Below are 16,652 nucleotides of genomic sequence, written 5' to 3'. Positions count from 1 at the left end.
TCGCAGATGCCGCGCAGGCGTTCGGCCAGCGCGGCGGGAATCGGGATGCCCTCGCGCAGCCGGCGCATGCGTTCGGCCGCTTCGGGCTCGCCCGCCACCAGCACGGGTTCGGCGGGATTGGCGGGGGGGGGGGCGTGGNNGATTGGCGGGCGGCGTGTCGTGCATGGCGTCGATCATGTCGTCCATGTCGGTCTCGAACGACCCGGCCGCGCGGAAGGCGTCGGGGTTGAGCGCCAAAAAGAAATGTCCGACGTCGTCGGGCTCGCCGGGGCGGCGCGTGGCCGCACGCCGCGCAGCGAACGCACTGCCGCTGAGCGTTCCGCCCAGGATCTGCGCCATCATGGCCAGACCATAGCCTTTGTGGCTGCTCATGGCGGTGGTGCCGCCCAAAGGCGTGAGGCCGCCCTCGGGGCGCTTGAAGATGTACTGCATGGCCGCGTCCGCGTCCGTGACCGGCGCGCCCTGCCCGTCCACCGCCCAGCCGGGCGGCAGAGGCTTGTCCAGGAAGTCGTAGACCTTGACCTTGTTGGCCGCGACGGTCGTCGTCGCCATGTCGAGCACAAAGGGTTCGTTGTAGGCTGCGGGCGCACCGAACGCGATGGGATTGGTGCCCAGCATCGGCATCGCGCCGCGCGTGGGCACCATGATGACGCCGTTGGCGCTGCTGGTGACCAGCCCCACCACGCCGCGTTCGACCGCGATGCGCGCATAGACACCTGCCGCGCCGAAATGATGCGAGTTGCAGACCGAGACGGCGCCCACGCCGTGTTCCAGCGCCTTGTCCACGGCCAGGTTCATGGCCTGCGCAGCGACCGGATAGCCCAGGCCGCCCATTCCGTCGATCAGCGCGCTGGCGCCGCCGTCGCGCACCACGCGGGCCCGTGCGTCCAGCCGCAGCGTGCCGGCGCGCCATTTGTCCTCATAAGCGGGCAGCATGGAGATGCCATGCGAATCGATGCCCAGCAGGTCCGTGCGCGCCATCAGACCCGCGGTGATGTGGGCGAGGTCTTCGGCCATGCCCCATGCCATCAGCACCTGCAGGATCTGTTCTCGCACCTGCTCCACCGGCACGGCCGTGGCGTTTGCTCCGTTCCCTGACACTGTCTGTCTCCTGTCGTCTTGTAGGTGTGGCGGGCGTCGGCAGCGGGGTCAGTCCCGGTCGCGGTCGACCAGTCTGTGCCGCGCCTGGCCCAAATGGAATTGCATGGCGACGCGCGCGCGTTCGCCGTCCTGTTCGCGGATGGCGTCCAGGATGGTGGCATGTTCGTCCACAACGCGCTGCGCGCGCTGGCGCGAGCCGGTGCGCGTCAGGTTGAGCGTCAGGCGCATGAAGCCGCTGATGGACTCATGGATGCTTTCCAGCACGCCCAGATAGAAGTCGTTGCCGCTGGCCTCGGCAATGCTGGCATGAAAGGCCAGGTCCGCTTCGGCGGACACTTGTCCCTTTGCCAGGGTGTCCGCAAACGCCGCGTGAGCGTCGGCAATCTTTCCAAGCTGATCGTCGGTGCGCCGCAGCGCGGCCAGGCGCGCGGCATCGCCCTCCAGCGCCACACGCACCTCCTGGGCGCGCAGATAGGCGCTGACATTCTGCACATCGTTGAAGGCCTTCAAGCGCGGCGCAGGCTGGTGGCTGACAAAAGTGCCCAGGCCCTGGTGCGCGGTGATGAGGCCGTCGGCGCGCAGGCGAAGCAAGGCTTCGCGCACGACGGGCCGCGACACGCCGAAGCGTTCGGAGATTTCGTTTTCAGACGGCAGCTTGTCGCCGACGTTCAGTCCGCCGGACACGATCTGTTCGAAGATCTGCCCGTAAAGCTGGTCCGCCAGCCGCACCCGGTGCCCGCGTTCCAGCACCGGCGCGGCGGGCGCTTGCGCCTCGTCGGGCGCGTGCGGCGTGGATGAGGGGGATGCTTTGGGTCGAGCCACGGAAACTCCTGGTAGTAGGGCCTGTCCTCGCGCGGAGAACAGGCCCTGAAAGACTGCTGCGATGCGCGGACGGCGCTCATCGTACCCGCATTGCGTCCGCTGCGCCGCACGCGGTCATGCCGTGGCGGTTTCGCGGTCCCAGGCGGCCAGCGCGCGCGCCACGGGCGCCACGCGTTCGCGTTCGGTGCTGGAGATGCCGGTCAAAAGCGGCAGCATCGGGCCCATGTCCGCCACGCCCGACAGCGTCACGGCATCGTGCAGCACACGAATAGGGCTGATGCCGTCGCGGCAGTCTTCCAGGCCCATGTACTGTTCACGCACGGCTTCGGCTTCGTCGAAGCGGCCCTCCTGCAAGAGATGCAGCAGGCGCATCGAACCGCGCGGCGCCACGCAGACGGATCCCGACGTGAAGCTCTTCAGGCCGAATTCGCGGTAGTGGACGATGGCCGGGCGCTCGCCGATGCCGCTGACGACCCAGCGCGAATCCACGGCTTGCAGCAGAGCGGACAGGTAGGCGTCCTCGGACGGGTTGTCGCGCACGACGGCGTACTTGAAGGCGACGAGACGGCCTTCCTCGATCAGGCGCGCCGCGGTTTCCGGGGCCAGGTAGTCGGCCGACTTGATGTAGACCACCGCAGGCTTGCCCAGCGCATCCGTGAAGCGGCGCACGCCGTCGGCCAGCCCGGCATCGGTATAGGGGAAGGACATGGGCAGCAGCATCGCGGTGGGAAAGGCGCGCGATCGCAGGATGGCGGCCTGGTCCATCATCTTGCCGTAGTCGGGCCCCACCGAGGGCAGGATCCAGGTGTCCGGACCCGCCAGGCTTGCCAGCATGTCCACGATGCGTGCATATTCGCTCACACCCACGTTGTAGAAGTTGGCGTTGCCACCATACATGACGTTGCGCACGCCGCCCGCTTCCAGGTGGCCGAGCAGCGTCTTGTTGGCCGCTTCGTTCAGCGACAGGTCGGCGTTGCGGGCCAGCGGCGGCACGGCGATGACCGAGCGCTGCAGATCCTGGGCGGCGACCGGGGTGGTTTTCATGGAAGGGGCTCCTGGCGGGTGAGGTTGTCAGTGCGGTTGTCAGATGAGTAAGGTGAAAAAAGTATACTTGGTTGACAAGCTATAGCTCAATACCTATATTTGTTTTACAAGTAGTTCGGCAGCACACAAGTCGCATGAGGCGCGGGCCGCATGCGGCTTTGAGCTCCCGGCTCGCCGGGAGCGGAATACCCCCAGAAACGATGCGCGGCCACGCGCACACCGAGGAGACGAATTCCATGCATGCAGCCCCTGTGCGAGGCCGGTTCATTGCGGCCGCCCTGCTGACGGCCACCGCCTTTGCCCTGCCGGCCTCGCCGGCTTTCGCGGACTACCCCGAACGCGAGGTCAAGATCATCGTGCCCTTCCCCGCCGGCGGCACCGCCGACATCGCTGCGCGCGTCGTGGCGGCCGAATTGGGCAAGAGCTGGAACAAGCCCGTGGTGGTCGACAACAAGGCGGGCGCCGGCGGCAACGTCGGCTCGGCCGAAGCCGCCCGCGCCACGCCCGACGGATACACCTTCCTGATGGGCACGGTCAGCACCCACGCCATCAATCAGTCCGTGTACGCCAAGCTGCCCTACGACCCGGTCAAGGACTTCGTGCCGGTGACGCTGGTGATCCCGGTGCCCAACATCCTCGAAGTCAGCCCCAAGTTCGCCGACAAGCACGGCATCCGCAACGTGGCGGACCTGATCAAGTACCTGAAGGCCAATCCCGACAGCGTCAACATGGCGTCCACCGGCAACGGCACTTCCACGCACCTGTCGGGCGAACTCTTCCAGAGCATGACCGGCACGCGCATGACGCACGTGCCCTACAAGGGCAGCAGCCCCGCGCTCACCGACGTGATGGCCGGACAGGCGGACCTGATCTTCGACAATCTCCCCTCGTCCATGGGCTTCATCAAGGCCGGCAAACTGCGCCCGCTGGCCGTGACGACCGCAAACCGCTCGCCCGCCCTGCCCGACGTGCCCACGATGGCTGAAGCCGGCGTGAAGGGCTACGAGGCATCGAGCTGGTTCGGTCTGCTGGCGCCGGCCGGCACGCCGCCCGCCATCGTGGAAAAGGTCCAGCGCGACGTGGCGGCGGCCTTGCAGCAGGAGCCCGTGCGCGCACAGCTTCAGGCGCAAGGCGCGACCCCATCCGGCAACACGCCCGCTCAGTTCAAGCAGTTCATGGCCCAGGAAACCGTCAAGTGGGCCGACGTTGTGAAGAAATCCGGCGCCAAGGTCGACTGACCCTGCGCCGATCCGGGGCCCGTCCGCAACGCGTGAGCGGCGGGCTCTTCATCATCACGCGAACCAGGAGACACCATGAACAAACTGATCAGCGCCGTATTCGCGGCGGGCGCCGTTGTGCTTGGGGCGCCGGCGGCCCTTGCCGCCGGTTACCCGGAAAAGCCCGTCACCATGATCGTGCCCTTCGTGCCAGGCGGATCTTCCGACATCACCGGGCGCTCGGTCACACCGGCGCTGGCGAAGATCCTGGGGCAGACCTTCGTCGTCGAGAACAAGCCGGGCGCAAACAGCGCGATCGGCGCGCAGGCGCTGGCTCGCTCCACGCCCGACGGCTACACCATGATGGTCGGATCCATCGGCACCTTCGCCATCAACGAAGCCCTGTACAAGAATCTGTCGTACAACCCCAGCAAGGACTTCACCTACCTGACGCAGGCGGTGCGCAACCCCAACGTGCTGGTCGCGGCCACGTCGTTCCCGGCCAGCACCGTGGCCGAACTGGTCGACTACGCCAAGAAGAATCCGAACCGCGTGTCGTACGCCTCATCGGGTACGGGATCGTCGGACCACCTGTCAGCCGTGCTGTTCCGGCAGCGCACGCAGAGCACCGGCGTCGACGTACCGTACAAGGGCGGCGGCGCCGCCATCGCGGACCTGATCGGCGGACAGGTCAACGTGTCCTTCCAGAATCTGGGCGCCGTGCAGAACCACATCAAGGCGGGCAAGCTGAAGGCGCTGGCCATCACGGGCGACACGCGCGCGACCGATCTGCCCGACGTGCCGACGCTGGCCGAGGCCGGCATCAAGGATATGGTCGTGTATTCCTGGCAGGGCTTTGCCGTGCCCAAGGGTACGCCGCAGCCGGTCGTAGACAAGCTGGCCGAGGCTTTGCGCACCGCGCTGCGCGAGCCGCAGACGCAGAAGACGCTGCAAGGCCTGGGCTTTGAAGTGGTCGCCAACACGCCGCAGCAGTTCGCGGAATTCCAGCAGGCCGAGGTCAAGCGCTGGAAGGACGTGATCCAGAAAGCCAACATTCAGCTCGAGTAAAGCCACGGGATGCCCAAAGGCGGGCATCTTTCGTCCGCGGTCCGTCCCGATCCTGCGGATGTGGGGCGGGCCGGCGGTCTCCCGCATGAATCAAGTAGCATGAACCCTTCGCCACCCAACCGTACGACAACATGACCACCAAGCAACGCATCATCCAGGTCGGCTCGCTGGCCGGCTCTCCCTCCGCCAACAAGCGCCTGGCCGACGGCTATGACGTCATCGAATTGTGGAAGTACCCGGATCGCAAGGCCGCGCTGGCCGAACATGGCAAGGGCGTCACCGCCGTCGTCACGTCCGCGAACTTCGGCGCCAACGCCGAGCTCATCAACGCGCTGCCCGACCTGAAGGCCATCTGCAGTTGGGGCGTGGGCTACGAGACCATTGATGTCGAGGCCGCGCGCAAGCGGGGCGTGCTGGTCAGCAATACGCCGGACGTGTTGACGGATTGCGTGGCCGATCTGGCCTGGGGCCTGTTGATCGCGGGCGCGCGCCGCATGGGCCAGGGCGAACGCTTCGTGCGTGCTGGGCAATGGGGTCAGGTGCACGGCAGCATTCCGCTGGGGTTGCGCGTCAGCGGCAAGAAACTGGGCATCGTAGGCCTGGGCCGCATCGGCGAAGCCATCGCCAAGCGCGGTACGGGCTTTGACATGGACGTGCGCTATCACAACCGCAGAAAGCGCGACGACGTGGACTACGGCTACGAGGCCTCGCTGACGGACTTGGCGAAGTGGGCCGATTTCCTGATCGTGGCGACCGTCGGCGGACCGAGCACGCGCCACCTGGTGAACCGCGAGGTGCTTGAGGCGTTGGGTCCCAAGGGCATCATCGTCAACATCGCACGCGGGCCGGTCATCGACGAGACGGCGCTGGTCGCCGCGCTTGAAGACGGCAAGCTGGGCTGCGCCGCGCTCGACGTCTTCGAGCACGAGCCCAAGGTGCCGGAAGCGCTGATCAAGAGCGACAAGGCCGTGCTGCTGCCGCACATCGGCAGCGCCACCGAGGAAACGCGGCTGGCGATGGAAGACATGATGCTGGAAAATCTGCAGTCGTTCTTCGAGACAGGCCGCGTGATCACGCCGGTGGAATAAGCGAATGCGGCCGCCGCCGGTGGGGCGCTGAGCGGCGGCGCATTCTTGACCTGGTTCACCACTCGGCGCGGCCATTGATGCCGGCACAGCGCGCTTCCGAGGTGCAGTCGCGCCAGGCAACCAGTTTCCGTTTCTACGAAACCTAGTTGTTCTTCGGACTCAGAGGGTCGGCGCCGGAAAGGCCCGCAATAAAGTCATCAAGAACGCGTTGTTCCCGGGCTACGACTGCCGGATCTCGATAGCGAGGAGTGCTGCGTTCCTGCTCACGCTGGTGGTCAATACGCCGTTGACCCATCCAGGCCTTGAACTCGGGAGAGGGCTCGGTGGTGACCGCAGTGTGTTGCGGCCTGAGCGAAACGCCAAAGGGATCGTCAACGGGCTTTTTCCCAGGCGCCGGAGGGCTGATACCAATGAAGGTCGCACGATCGGCTCGGCGCAAAGGCACCACCATACTACTGTCGGCATTGAGATAACTCGCCATGGTAGCCAGGGCCACGCCGACAAAAGGCGATGCGGCGCCTATATCGCCTAGCCGTTGGGAAAGGTCGTAGCTCTGGGTCGAGTCAAGCAAATCCAGGGGAAGCTGCACCCCATGCAGGGCCGGAGCCAACTGAGCAATTCCGCCCGAGAGCTTGCCCGTGTCGAAGAAGGCTCGCGTTGGCGAGGAACCCAACGCGGTGATCGCTTGGTCCCATCCGCTGGCAATAGCCTGATCTCGCTCCGAATTCTTGAGCGGCACTTCGGCCCTGTCTTTCGCTTGCAACGAAACCGTCACCGGCCGATGCAACCGCGCCAGTACCTTCAAGCGATCCCATTGCTCAAAGCCTCGGCGCGTAATCGGCTCGGGGAAGAACGTTGTCGGCTTGAACGCCTGCCGCGGTGAACGTTCCCAGCCAATGAAGGCCGGGTCGATAGAGTGAGGTTTTTCTTTGGTGTACTTGGCAAACTCGCGCAGCCAAGCCAGGCGCTCGGGACGGGCGACGACCAGGGCCACGACGGCATCGGTGGGTGTCTGAGGGGTGCGCTCGCCGCGCGGTGAAATGTCGTTCAGGCGAATATTCTTGCTGGACAGCGCCGCCCGCAAGTTGAAGCTATCGAGCGCATAGACCAGCAAGGCCGGCATGTCCGGATTGCGCTCGAACAGTTGAAAGATGGATTCGATTACTGCTTCCGGATTGGTATTGCAGATAATGCCATTGTCTAACTGGCGGAGCCGGTGCCAGTGCAACCCTGCGTTGCCACGTTGCGAAGTTGCCATTTTTCTCAGCGCCACTTCCATGTCCTTGGGCGCGACGCGAGGCCGTTCCATGTGCGGGTTATAGTCCCGTACGACCACCACGGTCGGCAGAGGCCAGCGCTCCGGGAAACTCTTCAGAGCCAATTCCAATGCATTGGATTTTCGCTGGCCCCAGGCCATGTCCTTAAGCGTACCGTCAACGGGATAGTCGCGCGGATCCATCGGCAAGGCGCTACCCACGAGCAAGGCATTGGGTTGATCGGCGCTTTGCTTATGCAACTGCGCCCACACTTGCCCTTGACGATAGACATCCAGACTCAGACCCACGCGGACGATATCCAGGGTTTCCAGACGCTGAGGCAACATGGGGGCACCTTTGGAGGCAGAGGAAGTATTCAGTGAGGCCGCCGCCACGGGAAGCGCTTCAGCGGATGGCATCGGACACACCATTGCCGCCAGAGGGGCAGTTTGAGGTTCGGACGGCGGTGGTGTCTCAGGGACAACCGCCCACCAACGCAACAGCACTGATGCGGCAAGGAGCGAGATGGGGCTCATGGGTTCCTCTCTGGGCCGCACTGTAGCCCTCGGCCTTGGAACCTATCTTCCACGCTTTGCCAGGCGACCATGCTGGGATAGTCCGCATCGAGGGTGATCTTTGGGAGGATGCCGCCACCTTGAAGTTGGCCATCTGGAGGCGGAATCTCGTTGCTTCGGTAAAGAGTGGTATTGGCAATCAGCTTTCTGTTCGCCTCTGATTCTGCCTCGTAGCATTGCAATACTTCTTCGTCGGGTTCGTTGCTCATTACCGTGTCCTGCGAGCCACCCCACGAGCCATCTCGATTTTCCCAGTCAAGCCGCCAATCGGCCACACGGCACAAATAGGCATAGAACACCTCATCATCAATACTGCAGGCCTGCCCGATGGCCAGGTCGTAGGCCACGGCACGACGACTGTGCATGGCACTCATTGGAATCGCCGAGTGGAACGAGACAGGCTCGTTGCTACCTGCGGGAGCGTCCATCATCCGCCGGCGCGCCTCATTGGGCGACTCCTCAAAAACCGCGTCGTAGCGTCCACCACCCAGCGGCTTCACGTGTGCGACACGATGCCAATCGGCCGCCCATCCGTTGTTTTCCGGGGCAAGGTAGGGGTTACGGTTTGGATCATTGATATCGGCGGCTTTTTCCTCCAAAGCGCGCCGTAGCGCCGGGCCATGCAGATTGGCAGTGGGCAGTGCTATCACCCGCGTAATCTGCGCATCGATGCCGCCATTGGTAATGGAAATTGAGGCATCAATGGGGTCGGTGTCCGTCCACACGGGCTTGATACCCCGGGAACCTTTGCGGCCCAACGTCGTGCCGTCGGCAACAAAATCCGGAAGGAAGAGAGCGGGCAGCGTCGGCGCCTGAATGGTAACGGTCTGTTCGACAAAAAAGTCGGCGTTCGCAACCATCTTGCGCCCCGCCCCGAGTTGGGTTCCTTCCCAGGTGCTTTCACCCATCCCCATGGCGCCGTGCCCCACCAACTTGTAGGCATAGGAAGGAGGCTCGCCGACGTGCTCGCCCAGGCCATCTCGCTCACGGGTCGTAAAGACACGCTGGAAGAACCGCGCGCCGAGCGAAGCTAGGGCGGGCACATCGAAGCGCCGGTAATCCCTTTGATCCGAGCTCGCTTGGGATTCGACGCGGCAAGTCGTGGCGCTTGAAGCATCGGGATCAAAGAACCAGTAGTAGCTGGCATGTACACCAACGCCTTGCCAGCCGATTCCCTGGACGTTGGCCATGCCGACGGTCTGGTCTTGCGGCGAGAAATAGAGAAACACACTGCCTCGATTGTCCCGCTCGGCGAAGCTCACCTTTTCGCCATCGATCGAGGTTTCGCATTGCCGCCCCGTCCAGCGAAGACCACCGATACAGCTGTCCTTGGCGGCATCAGCCATGTCAGCCAAAGATGGCGTGTGATGGGCTTTGTCAGCGATAAATTTGATGATATTGCTCAGGGTCTTTACGCGTGCCGGGGTTGTCTGCTGACTCTTACCCATCTCACTGCGTTCGAAGAATGTCTCCTCCAGGCTGTAGGGTGGACTCATCATGACAAAGCCGTCGATCGGGCGCTGGCCATCGTCGTGAAGCATTGCATTGGCCAGCAGCGTAATGAGGTTGCCCTGGCTATGCCCGACCACGTTGATGGTGTCGTCTGCGCCTGAGCGACCATCGGGGTGCCGATAGGCACGGATGATCTTGACCAACATGGCCAGTCGCTGCGCTGCCAACACCATGAAGCGCCTGGACGGTGTGGGGAACAACGGATGGTCTGGAGATCCGAAAAGCGCATTGGCAGGCAGTCCCCCGACCTTGCCTGAAAAGCCCCTGCCAAACATATCCGGCAAGGTGGTGGTGGCATTGGCAAAGGCGCCGCCCTCCTTGGACCCGGCCTTATCGAGTCGATTGCCGAAGCGGTCAAGCCATTCGCCATGGGTGGTCTGTTTCTGTATCCGGCCTTCTTCTTCACGAAAGCCCCAATAAAAGGGAATCACCACGCTGCGCGAATGACCACCATACTTGCCTAACGTCGCCACGCGGCGGTAGTAGACCGCGTCCGGGTCCGGCGCTCTGCCATCATCGTCCTTGGGCGACGTGTACCGGGCGGGATTCAGCGCAGCCGGGCTGCGCTCGCCGCGTTTGGTGAGCAGGTGGTCCAGACGTTCATTCAGGCCGATGCAAATGCCGGTTTCCAGTGTGTCGTAGACGCCTGCCAGATCGTTGACCCCGTGAATCAAGATCACGATGCAGGGCTTTGGCTGCTGCTTTTGAACATTGGCATCCGTGGCATTGGGCGCCACGAGCGCTCGGGTCTTTCCGGTAATGGGGGGCGAGTACATCCCTTCAACTCCCTATGACCTCCGAGTTTTTCCCGAAAGTTGGGTATAGGCATATTTAGCGCCGAATGGCATCGACACTTGTACAAGCCGCCCATGGGGCTCGTAAATCAGAAGCGTCCTATTAACAAAATGGAACGAGTCCATCAATGCGTTTGAGCAAGCTACGCATCGATCCCACAGTTGCGTCAACGCCCTGCTTTCTTTTTGCGCCAGATAACAGAAACAAAAAAGCCTCTCGGCGCCCATACCGAGAGGCTTTCGACTTTCCGGCCCCCGCGTGTCCGGTCAGTCTTTGTCGCGCAAAGGAACTTGGGCGTCGCCGCCCGGCGCGGTTACTTGGTCGGCGTCGTGGCGCCGGACTTGTGGTTGGTCGCTGCGCCTGCCGAGTGCTTGGCGGACGACTTGTCAGCCTTGTGATGCTTGTGATGCGCCTGGGTCTTGGTGTCGCCGGTCTTGCTGGCGCCAGCCGCGAATGCCGACGGCGCGGCAGCGAGGCCCAGGCACAGGGCCGAAGTGGAAAGAAACGCAGCAATGCGGGAGTGAGTCGTCATGTAAGTACTCCTGGTTGGTGAAGGGCAGATGCCCTTTTCCGTTACGGGGCGGCACGATGCCGCTAGGCCCGTATGCGGTTTGAAGCTTGCCCATCCAGAAGGTTCAACGCCGAACCACAATTTTTCGGTCACTAAAGAATTGTTGCCCCGCGCCGCACTCGCTTCGCTCGCTTGCTGCCCCCCGCGGGGGCTGCCCCGCCTTCGGGCGGCGGGGCGGCTATTCTTTTGTCGGTTTAACCTTCAAACGCCAACAGCGCGACGGTGGCAAACAGCATCAGCGCAAAGCAAGCTCTCAGCTTGCGTTCAGGAAGCCGGTACGCAAGCCGCACGCCGATGGGCACGAAGATGAGGCTGCCGATCGCGAGCGGCGCGCCGACCATCCAGTTGGCCTGCCCTGCCCACGTGTAGGTGACGAGCGCGATCATCGAGCCCGGAATCACCATGCTGAGTGCGAGCGCTTGCGCGGAGGTCTGCGGCAGGCGGAAGACCGATGTGATGATGGGCACGGCGAGCACCGCGCCGCCCACGCCGAAGAACCCGCCCAGCGTGCCGCACAGCATGCCCAGCACACTTGCGCGCCTCGGCGTGAAGATGGGCGTGGCGCGTGCAGGCGGCGGCGCGTGGCGGGCCGCCGGGCGCGAGGGGCGCCCNNGGGCCGCCGGGCGCGAGGCGCGCCACGTCTGCCAGACGTAGAACAGCGCGATGAAGAACAGGAACACCGCGAAGCTCTGGCGCAGCAAGGTCGAGTCGATGCCCAGCGCCATCTGCGCGCCGACCCACGTGAACACCACGGCGCCCGCCGCCCCGGCCAGCGCGACGCGCTTGTCGATGCGCGTCTGCTGGTTGTACTTGCGCACGGCCATCATGATGGTCGGCAAGACCATGATGAGCGCCGTGCCCTGCGCGAGCTGCTGCGACATGCCCATCAGCAGGACCAGGGCCGGAATGGCGATCAGCCCGCCCCCGATGCCCAGCACGCCGCCCATGAAACCGATCATGCAGCCGGCGGCCAGGCATGCGGCAATGACGAACAGACTCACGTGTTGCTCCAACCAACGACGCCGCGCATCAGCGCAGCTTTTCCAGTGCCGCGTCCAGCCGGTCCACCGCCCAGATCTCCAGGCCTTCGATGGGCTGGCGCGGCGCGTTGGCCTTGGGGATGAGGGCCACCGAAAAGCCGAGCTTGGCGGCTTCGCGCAGGCGCTCCTGCCCGCGCGGGGCGGGACGGATCTCGCCAGCCAGACCGACTTCGCCGAACGCGATCAGACCGCGCGGCAGGGGCCTGTCGCGCAGCGAAGACATGATGGCCAGCAGCACCGGCAGGTCGGCCGCGGGTTCGGTGATGCGCACGCCGCCGACCGCGTTGACGAACACGTCCTGGTCGAACGTGGACACGCCCGCATGCCGGTGCAGCACGGCCAGCAGCATGGCAAGCCGGTTGCCTTCAAGGCCGACCGTCAGGCGGCGCGGGTTGGGCGCATGGGAACTATCGACCAGCGCCTGGATTTCGACCAGCAACGGGCGTGTACCTTCCTGAGTGGCCATGACGCACGAGCCCGCAACCTGCTGTTCGTGTTGAGACAGGAACAAGGCGGAAGGATTGGCCACGCCGCGCAGGCCGCGGTCGGTCATGGCGAACACGCCCAGTTCGTTGACGGCGCCAAAGCGGTTCTTGAACGCGCGCACCAGGCGGAACGACGAGTGCGTGTCGCCCTCGAAATACAGCACGGTATCCACGATGTGTTCCAGCACGCGCGGGCCGGCCAGCGCGCCGTCCTTGGTGACGTGGCCGATCATGACGATCGCGATACCCGTCTGCTTGGCCAGCCGCGTGAGCTGCGCGGCACATTCGCGCACCTGCGAGACCGAGCCGGGCGCCGCGGTGAGTTCGCCGCTGTACAGCGTCTGGATCGAGTCGATGACGGCAACCGACGGCTTCTGTTCCGACACCGCGGCCTGGATGGCTTCGAGGCGGATTTCGGCCAGCAAATTGACGTTGCCGGTTTGCAGGCCAAGCCGGCGCGCGCGCAGCGCGACCTGTTCGGCGGACTCTTCGCCCGTGACGTACAGCACGTTGGTGGACTCTGACAGCGAGGCCAGCGCCTGCAATAGCAACGTTGACTTGCCGATGCCGGGGTCGCCGCCGATCAGCACCACCGCGCCGGCCACCAGGCCACCGCCGAGCACGCGGTCGAATTCGTCCAGGCCGGTGGGCGTGCGCGGGGTTTCGCGGGCCTCGATTTCGGACAGGCTGCGCACCGGGCTGGACGAGGCCAGCGGCGCATAACGATGGGCAGCGGCCGCGGGCGCGGACGATTCCACCGTTTCTTCAAGCGTGTTCCACGCGTTGCAATGCGGGCATTTTCCCTGCCACTTGGGGGTGGTGCCGCCGCAATCGGCGCACACATATACGGTTCGGGTTTTTGCCATGCGCGAAAGTGTACCCGGCAACCTCCGGGCGCTGCGCCAGTACAGAGATCGTTTTGGCACACTGGTTGCGTGCGGGCGAAAGACATTTCTTTCAGACAGCTTTCACAAACAGGGACGCACAGCAGTTACATGATGCAAACAGAAGAAATTTCCTGCCCGATCGGTTTCAAATCGCGCATAATCGCCAGGTGCAGCGCAGATTGTCGAACCGTCCCAACCGGACGGCATACTCCACGACGGACGTCCTTGCGACGCACTGCGTGGGGAATCGCGGCGCAATCACTCGCGGCCTTTCACGAGACCGCCCGAACCGGAACATGACCCCAGCACGACCAGACGCCGGACCACCGGCGCGGCGCTAGCAAAGGTCAAACGCGGATACGCTGTGCCACCCGGCGTATGTGCGAGGAGTACGCGCATGAGCATTACCTATCGCCCCCCTTTTGACGAAGACGATGAACGGGATCTGCGCGCCCTGTACCGCAAGCCGGGTCCCGGTGCCAATCCGGAACTGGATGCCGCGGTACGACGCAGATGGCACCCCGGCCATAGCTGGCATCCCGGTTGGGGCGCCGCCGCCTGCGCCGTGATGGTCGCAGGCCTTTTTGCGTGGACCGATATGCGCGAGGCCATCGAGGACACCGAGCCTCAGATGCAATTGGTGGCCGTGCAGGAAAGCGAAGCTGCGCAGGCTGCGCCTTCCGCGGCCGTCGCGCCGGCCAGCGATCCGTCGCCCCTGCGCCGCGTCGTCGCCCTGCAGCAGGAACCGGCAGCGCCGGTCCAGCCCGCGGTGTCGCAACCTGCATTGACCCAACCCGTATCGACCCAACCCGCGGCAGCGCAATCTGCCGCGGCCGCAGCACCCGCCGAGCCCGCTCCCGCAGCCGCTGAAACGGCTGCGCAGGAATCCGCGCAAGCTGCCGCGCAAGTGGAGCCGGCGCAAGCACAGCAGGTTGCAGCCTTTACCGAGCAGGACATCGAGGCGCGCGTCGCCCAGATCCGCGGCCTGATCGTGGACGACCGCGAAGAAGACGCCGTGCAGGCGCTGCGCGAGCTGCAGCGTGGCGCGCCCGATTTTGCCCTGCCTGACGACCTGCAGGAACTGTCCCGCCAGAACCCGGCGTGACGTCCGGGACTGGCCCTCGCCAGTCCCAACGCGGCCTTGGCTTTGCCTCCTGACTGCACCCTGACTGCGCCGCCGATCCGCCCCCCCGACCTGCCCCTGCCCCGGCCCGCCGCCGCGCCGGGGCAGGCCAAGTTAAGGCCTGAATAATTGAGCATTTTTTGGGCGGCTTCTTGCTAACATAGCCGCCATGAGTCCGAGCTTCCACCACCGCAATCTTCCCCATTTGCTGCTCTACGCGCGCGAAACGCTGATGGCGCATTTCCGGCCCATCCTGCACGCAGCCGGCGTCACCGAACAGCAATGGCGGGTCTTGCGCACGCTGAGCGAAGTGGGCTCGCTGGAACCCAATCAGATCGCCCGGGCCTGTCAGATCCTGAGTCCCAGCCTCACGCGCATGCTGGCCGGCATGGAAGAGCAAGGGCTCATCAAGCGCACACGATCCAGCGCCGACCAGCGGCGCCAGGAAATTTCCCTGACCGCCAAAAGCAACAAGCTCATCGACCGCATGCGGCCCCAGGTCGACGCGAAGTACCAGGAAATCGAAGAAAGGATCGGCAAGGAATTGCTTGAGCGCCTGTACACCGATGTGGACGCCATGGTCGACCTCATCAAGCGCGACGGCCCCACTCGCGATGCTGGTACGCCCTGAACGTCAATCCCCCCTCTTTCCTCCACGCGATCCCGAGTCCATGGACCTCCTGACCAATACGTTCAAGCAAGCCCTGCGCAACGGCAAACCCCAGATCGGCCTGTGGGCCGGCCTGGCCAGCGCCTACACCTCGGAAATCCTTGCGGGCGCCGGGTTCGACTGGCTGCTGATCGACGGCGAGCACGCGCCCAATACCCTCGATTCCACCCTCGCCCAATTGCAGTCCGTGGCGGCATATCCGGTTGCCCCCGTGGTGCGTCCGGCATGGAACGACCCCGTCCAGATCAAGCAGATCCTGGACACCGGCGCACAGACGGTGCTGGTGCCCATGATCCAGTCTGCACAGGAAGCCGCCGCCGCGGTTGCCGCCGTGCGCTATCCGCCACAGGGCATCCGCGGCGTGGGCAGTGCGCTGGCGCGCGCGTCGCGCTGGAATCGCATTCCCAACTACCTTGAACGCGCCAACGACCAGATGTGCGTGCTGGTGCAGATCGAAACCCCGGACGGCATCGCGGCGCTTGACGAGATCCTGGCCGTTGACGGCGTGGACGGTGTCTTCATTGGCCCCGCCGACCTGTCGGCCAGCATGGGCTACCTGGGCCAACCGGAGCATCCCGTGGTCGAGAAGACCATCGACGATGCCATCGCGCGCATCGTGCGGTCCGGCAAGGCGGCAGGCATCCTGCACAGCGGCGTGACGCAGGCCAAGCACTACCTGTCCCTGGGCGCGACCTTCGTGGCGGTGGGGGTGGATGCCGTACTGCTGGCGCGCGCGGCCGAGGCGCTGGCCGGCGAGTTCAAGGAACTGGCCGCCGTCGCCCCGAGCAAGGGCCCGTACTGACGGGCGCGGCGGCGCGTCCACCACAGCCAGACACCGGTCACGCTTAGCGCCAGCGTGACCACGCCGACCAGCGCCACCATCAACTGCAACGGCCAGCCCCAGAACGCCGCCATGTGCAGGCTGGTCAGCCAATGCTTGACGGTGTCGCCCGCGGCCCTGCCCGTTGGAAGATGGCTGCCCACGAGCTGCCCATTCACCGCATTGAACACGACCGACGTCGCGCCGCTGCGCGTGCGCAGATCCCGGCTGCTGCGCACGCTGTAGCGATACAGCTTGCGGCGCGCATCCAGCGCCAGCCAGTGTTCGCCGAGCACGACGAAGCCTTCGCGGGCAGCCAGTTCCGCCATCAGCCGCCGACCGGCGTCGCGGGCCCGCACGGGCGGCATCGGGTCGCCGACCGCCACGGCCGCGCCGCGCCGGGGATCGGACTGATAGCTCAGACCGGCACGCATCACCGGATCGTAAATGGAGGGCAGGTTCAGCGCGACGCTGCTCCATGCCATCAGCGTCAGCGCTGCCCACAGCCACAGCCCGCCGGCACGATGCAGATCGTAGTTGCGCTTATGCGGACCGCCCTGCCAGCGGATGCGCCAGGC

At 64.9% G+C, this 16,652-nt stretch carries 13 protein-coding genes and 2 pseudogenes; 6 read left to right on the top strand and 9 right to left on the bottom strand.

Annotation, left to right across the window (positions count from 1 at the left end; all coding sequences use genetic code 11):
- The 3 genes and pseudogenes from B3446_RS00330 to B3446_RS00320 form a co-directional block, all read right to left on the bottom strand.
- Positions 1–1,029, bottom strand: a pseudogene (locus B3446_RS00330) (Ldh family oxidoreductase); the annotation flags it as partial.
- A gap of 120 nt (positions 1,030–1,149) precedes the next feature.
- Entirely contained in the window at positions 1,150–1,923 is a 774-nt protein-coding gene (locus B3446_RS00325; RefSeq protein ID WP_370633056.1) for a FadR/GntR family transcriptional regulator, read from the bottom strand.
- A gap of 114 nt (positions 1,924–2,037) precedes the next feature.
- Positions 2,038–2,967, bottom strand: a complete 930-nt coding sequence (locus B3446_RS00320) for a dihydrodipicolinate synthase family protein (protein WP_291376084.1) — start codon at positions 2,965–2,967, stop codon at positions 2,038–2,040.
- A gap of 236 nt (positions 2,968–3,203) precedes the next feature.
- On the opposite strand from B3446_RS00320, the gene B3446_RS00315 reads away from it, so the two are divergent.
- The 3 genes from B3446_RS00315 (at position 3,204) to B3446_RS00305 (ending at position 6,340) form a co-directional block, all read left to right on the top strand.
- Positions 3,204–4,205: a Bug family tripartite tricarboxylate transporter substrate binding protein gene (locus B3446_RS00315; protein WP_291376083.1), complete on the top strand. Its 1,002-nt coding sequence runs from the start codon at positions 3,204–3,206 to the stop codon at positions 4,203–4,205.
- 75 nt (positions 4,206–4,280) lie between these two features.
- A complete protein-coding gene (locus tag B3446_RS00310; protein WP_191575631.1) occupies positions 4,281–5,252 on the top strand; it encodes a Bug family tripartite tricarboxylate transporter substrate binding protein in 972 nt (323 codons plus the stop codon).
- A 131-nt stretch (positions 5,253–5,383) separates the two neighbouring features.
- Positions 5,384–6,340, top strand: coding sequence for a 2-hydroxyacid dehydrogenase (locus B3446_RS00305; protein WP_191575632.1), 957 nt, complete (start codon positions 5,384–5,386; stop codon positions 6,338–6,340).
- 142 nt (positions 6,341–6,482) lie between these two features.
- Here B3446_RS00305 and B3446_RS00300 read toward each other — a convergent pair whose 3' ends face one another.
- From B3446_RS00300 to radA, 5 genes are all read right to left on the bottom strand, one after another.
- Positions 6,483–8,132: a type VI lipase adapter Tla3 domain-containing protein gene (locus B3446_RS00300; protein WP_291376081.1), complete on the bottom strand. Its 1,650-nt coding sequence runs from the start codon at positions 8,130–8,132 to the stop codon at positions 6,483–6,485.
- The gene (locus B3446_RS00295) at positions 8,129–10,459 is read right to left on the bottom strand and encodes a T6SS effector phospholipase Tle3 domain-containing protein (RefSeq protein ID WP_291376080.1); all 2,331 of its coding nucleotides are present in this window, start codon (positions 10,457–10,459) and stop codon (positions 8,129–8,131) included. Before B3446_RS00295 ends, B3446_RS00300 begins: the two co-directional genes overlap by 4 nt.
- Before the next feature lie 332 nt (positions 10,460–10,791).
- Positions 10,792–11,010: a hypothetical protein gene (locus B3446_RS00290; protein WP_175123496.1), complete on the bottom strand. Its 219-nt coding sequence runs from the start codon at positions 11,008–11,010 to the stop codon at positions 10,792–10,794.
- Between the two features lie 233 nt (positions 11,011–11,243).
- Positions 11,244–12,050 (bottom strand): sulfite exporter TauE/SafE family protein, encoded by an 807-nt coding sequence (locus B3446_RS00285; RefSeq protein WP_291376078.1) that lies wholly within the window; start codon positions 12,048–12,050, stop codon positions 11,244–11,246.
- Positions 12,051–12,078: 28 nt separating this feature from the next.
- A complete protein-coding gene (gene radA / locus B3446_RS00280) occupies positions 12,079–13,440 on the bottom strand; it encodes a DNA repair protein RadA (protein ID WP_175123498.1) in 1,362 nt (453 codons plus the stop codon).
- A gap of 418 nt (positions 13,441–13,858) precedes the next feature.
- On the opposite strand from radA, the gene B3446_RS00275 reads away from it, so the two are divergent.
- The 3 genes from B3446_RS00275 (at position 13,859) to hpaI (ending at position 16,056) form a co-directional block, all read left to right on the top strand.
- Positions 13,859–14,566 carry a hypothetical protein gene (locus B3446_RS00275; RefSeq protein ID WP_291376077.1) on the top strand — a complete coding sequence of 236 codons (708 nt, stop codon included), beginning with the start codon at positions 13,859–13,861 and terminating at the stop codon, positions 14,564–14,566.
- Positions 14,567–14,753: 187 nt separating this feature from the next.
- Positions 14,754–15,215 (top strand): homoprotocatechuate degradation operon regulator HpaR, encoded by a 462-nt coding sequence (gene hpaR, locus B3446_RS00270; RefSeq protein WP_105239511.1) that lies wholly within the window; start codon positions 14,754–14,756, stop codon positions 15,213–15,215.
- Between the two features lie 40 nt (positions 15,216–15,255).
- A complete protein-coding gene (hpaI, locus tag B3446_RS00265; RefSeq protein ID WP_291376073.1) occupies positions 15,256–16,056 on the top strand; it encodes a 4-hydroxy-2-oxoheptanedioate aldolase in 801 nt (266 codons plus the stop codon).
- A 23-nt stretch (positions 16,057–16,079) separates the two neighbouring features.
- Here hpaI and B3446_RS00260 read toward each other — a convergent pair.
- A pseudogene (locus B3446_RS00260) lies at positions 16,080–16,643 on the bottom strand (PepSY domain-containing protein); the annotation flags it as partial.
- Positions 16,644–16,652 lie beyond the last annotated feature (9 nt).

This window comes from Achromobacter sp. UBA5777, from assembly GCF_002418565.1.
Taxonomy (GTDB): domain Bacteria; phylum Pseudomonadota; class Gammaproteobacteria; order Burkholderiales; family Burkholderiaceae_B; genus Achromobacter; species Achromobacter animicus.
The sequence above is the reverse complement of the archived record's forward strand: the minus strand, read 5'-3'. Positions and strand labels throughout refer to the sequence as shown.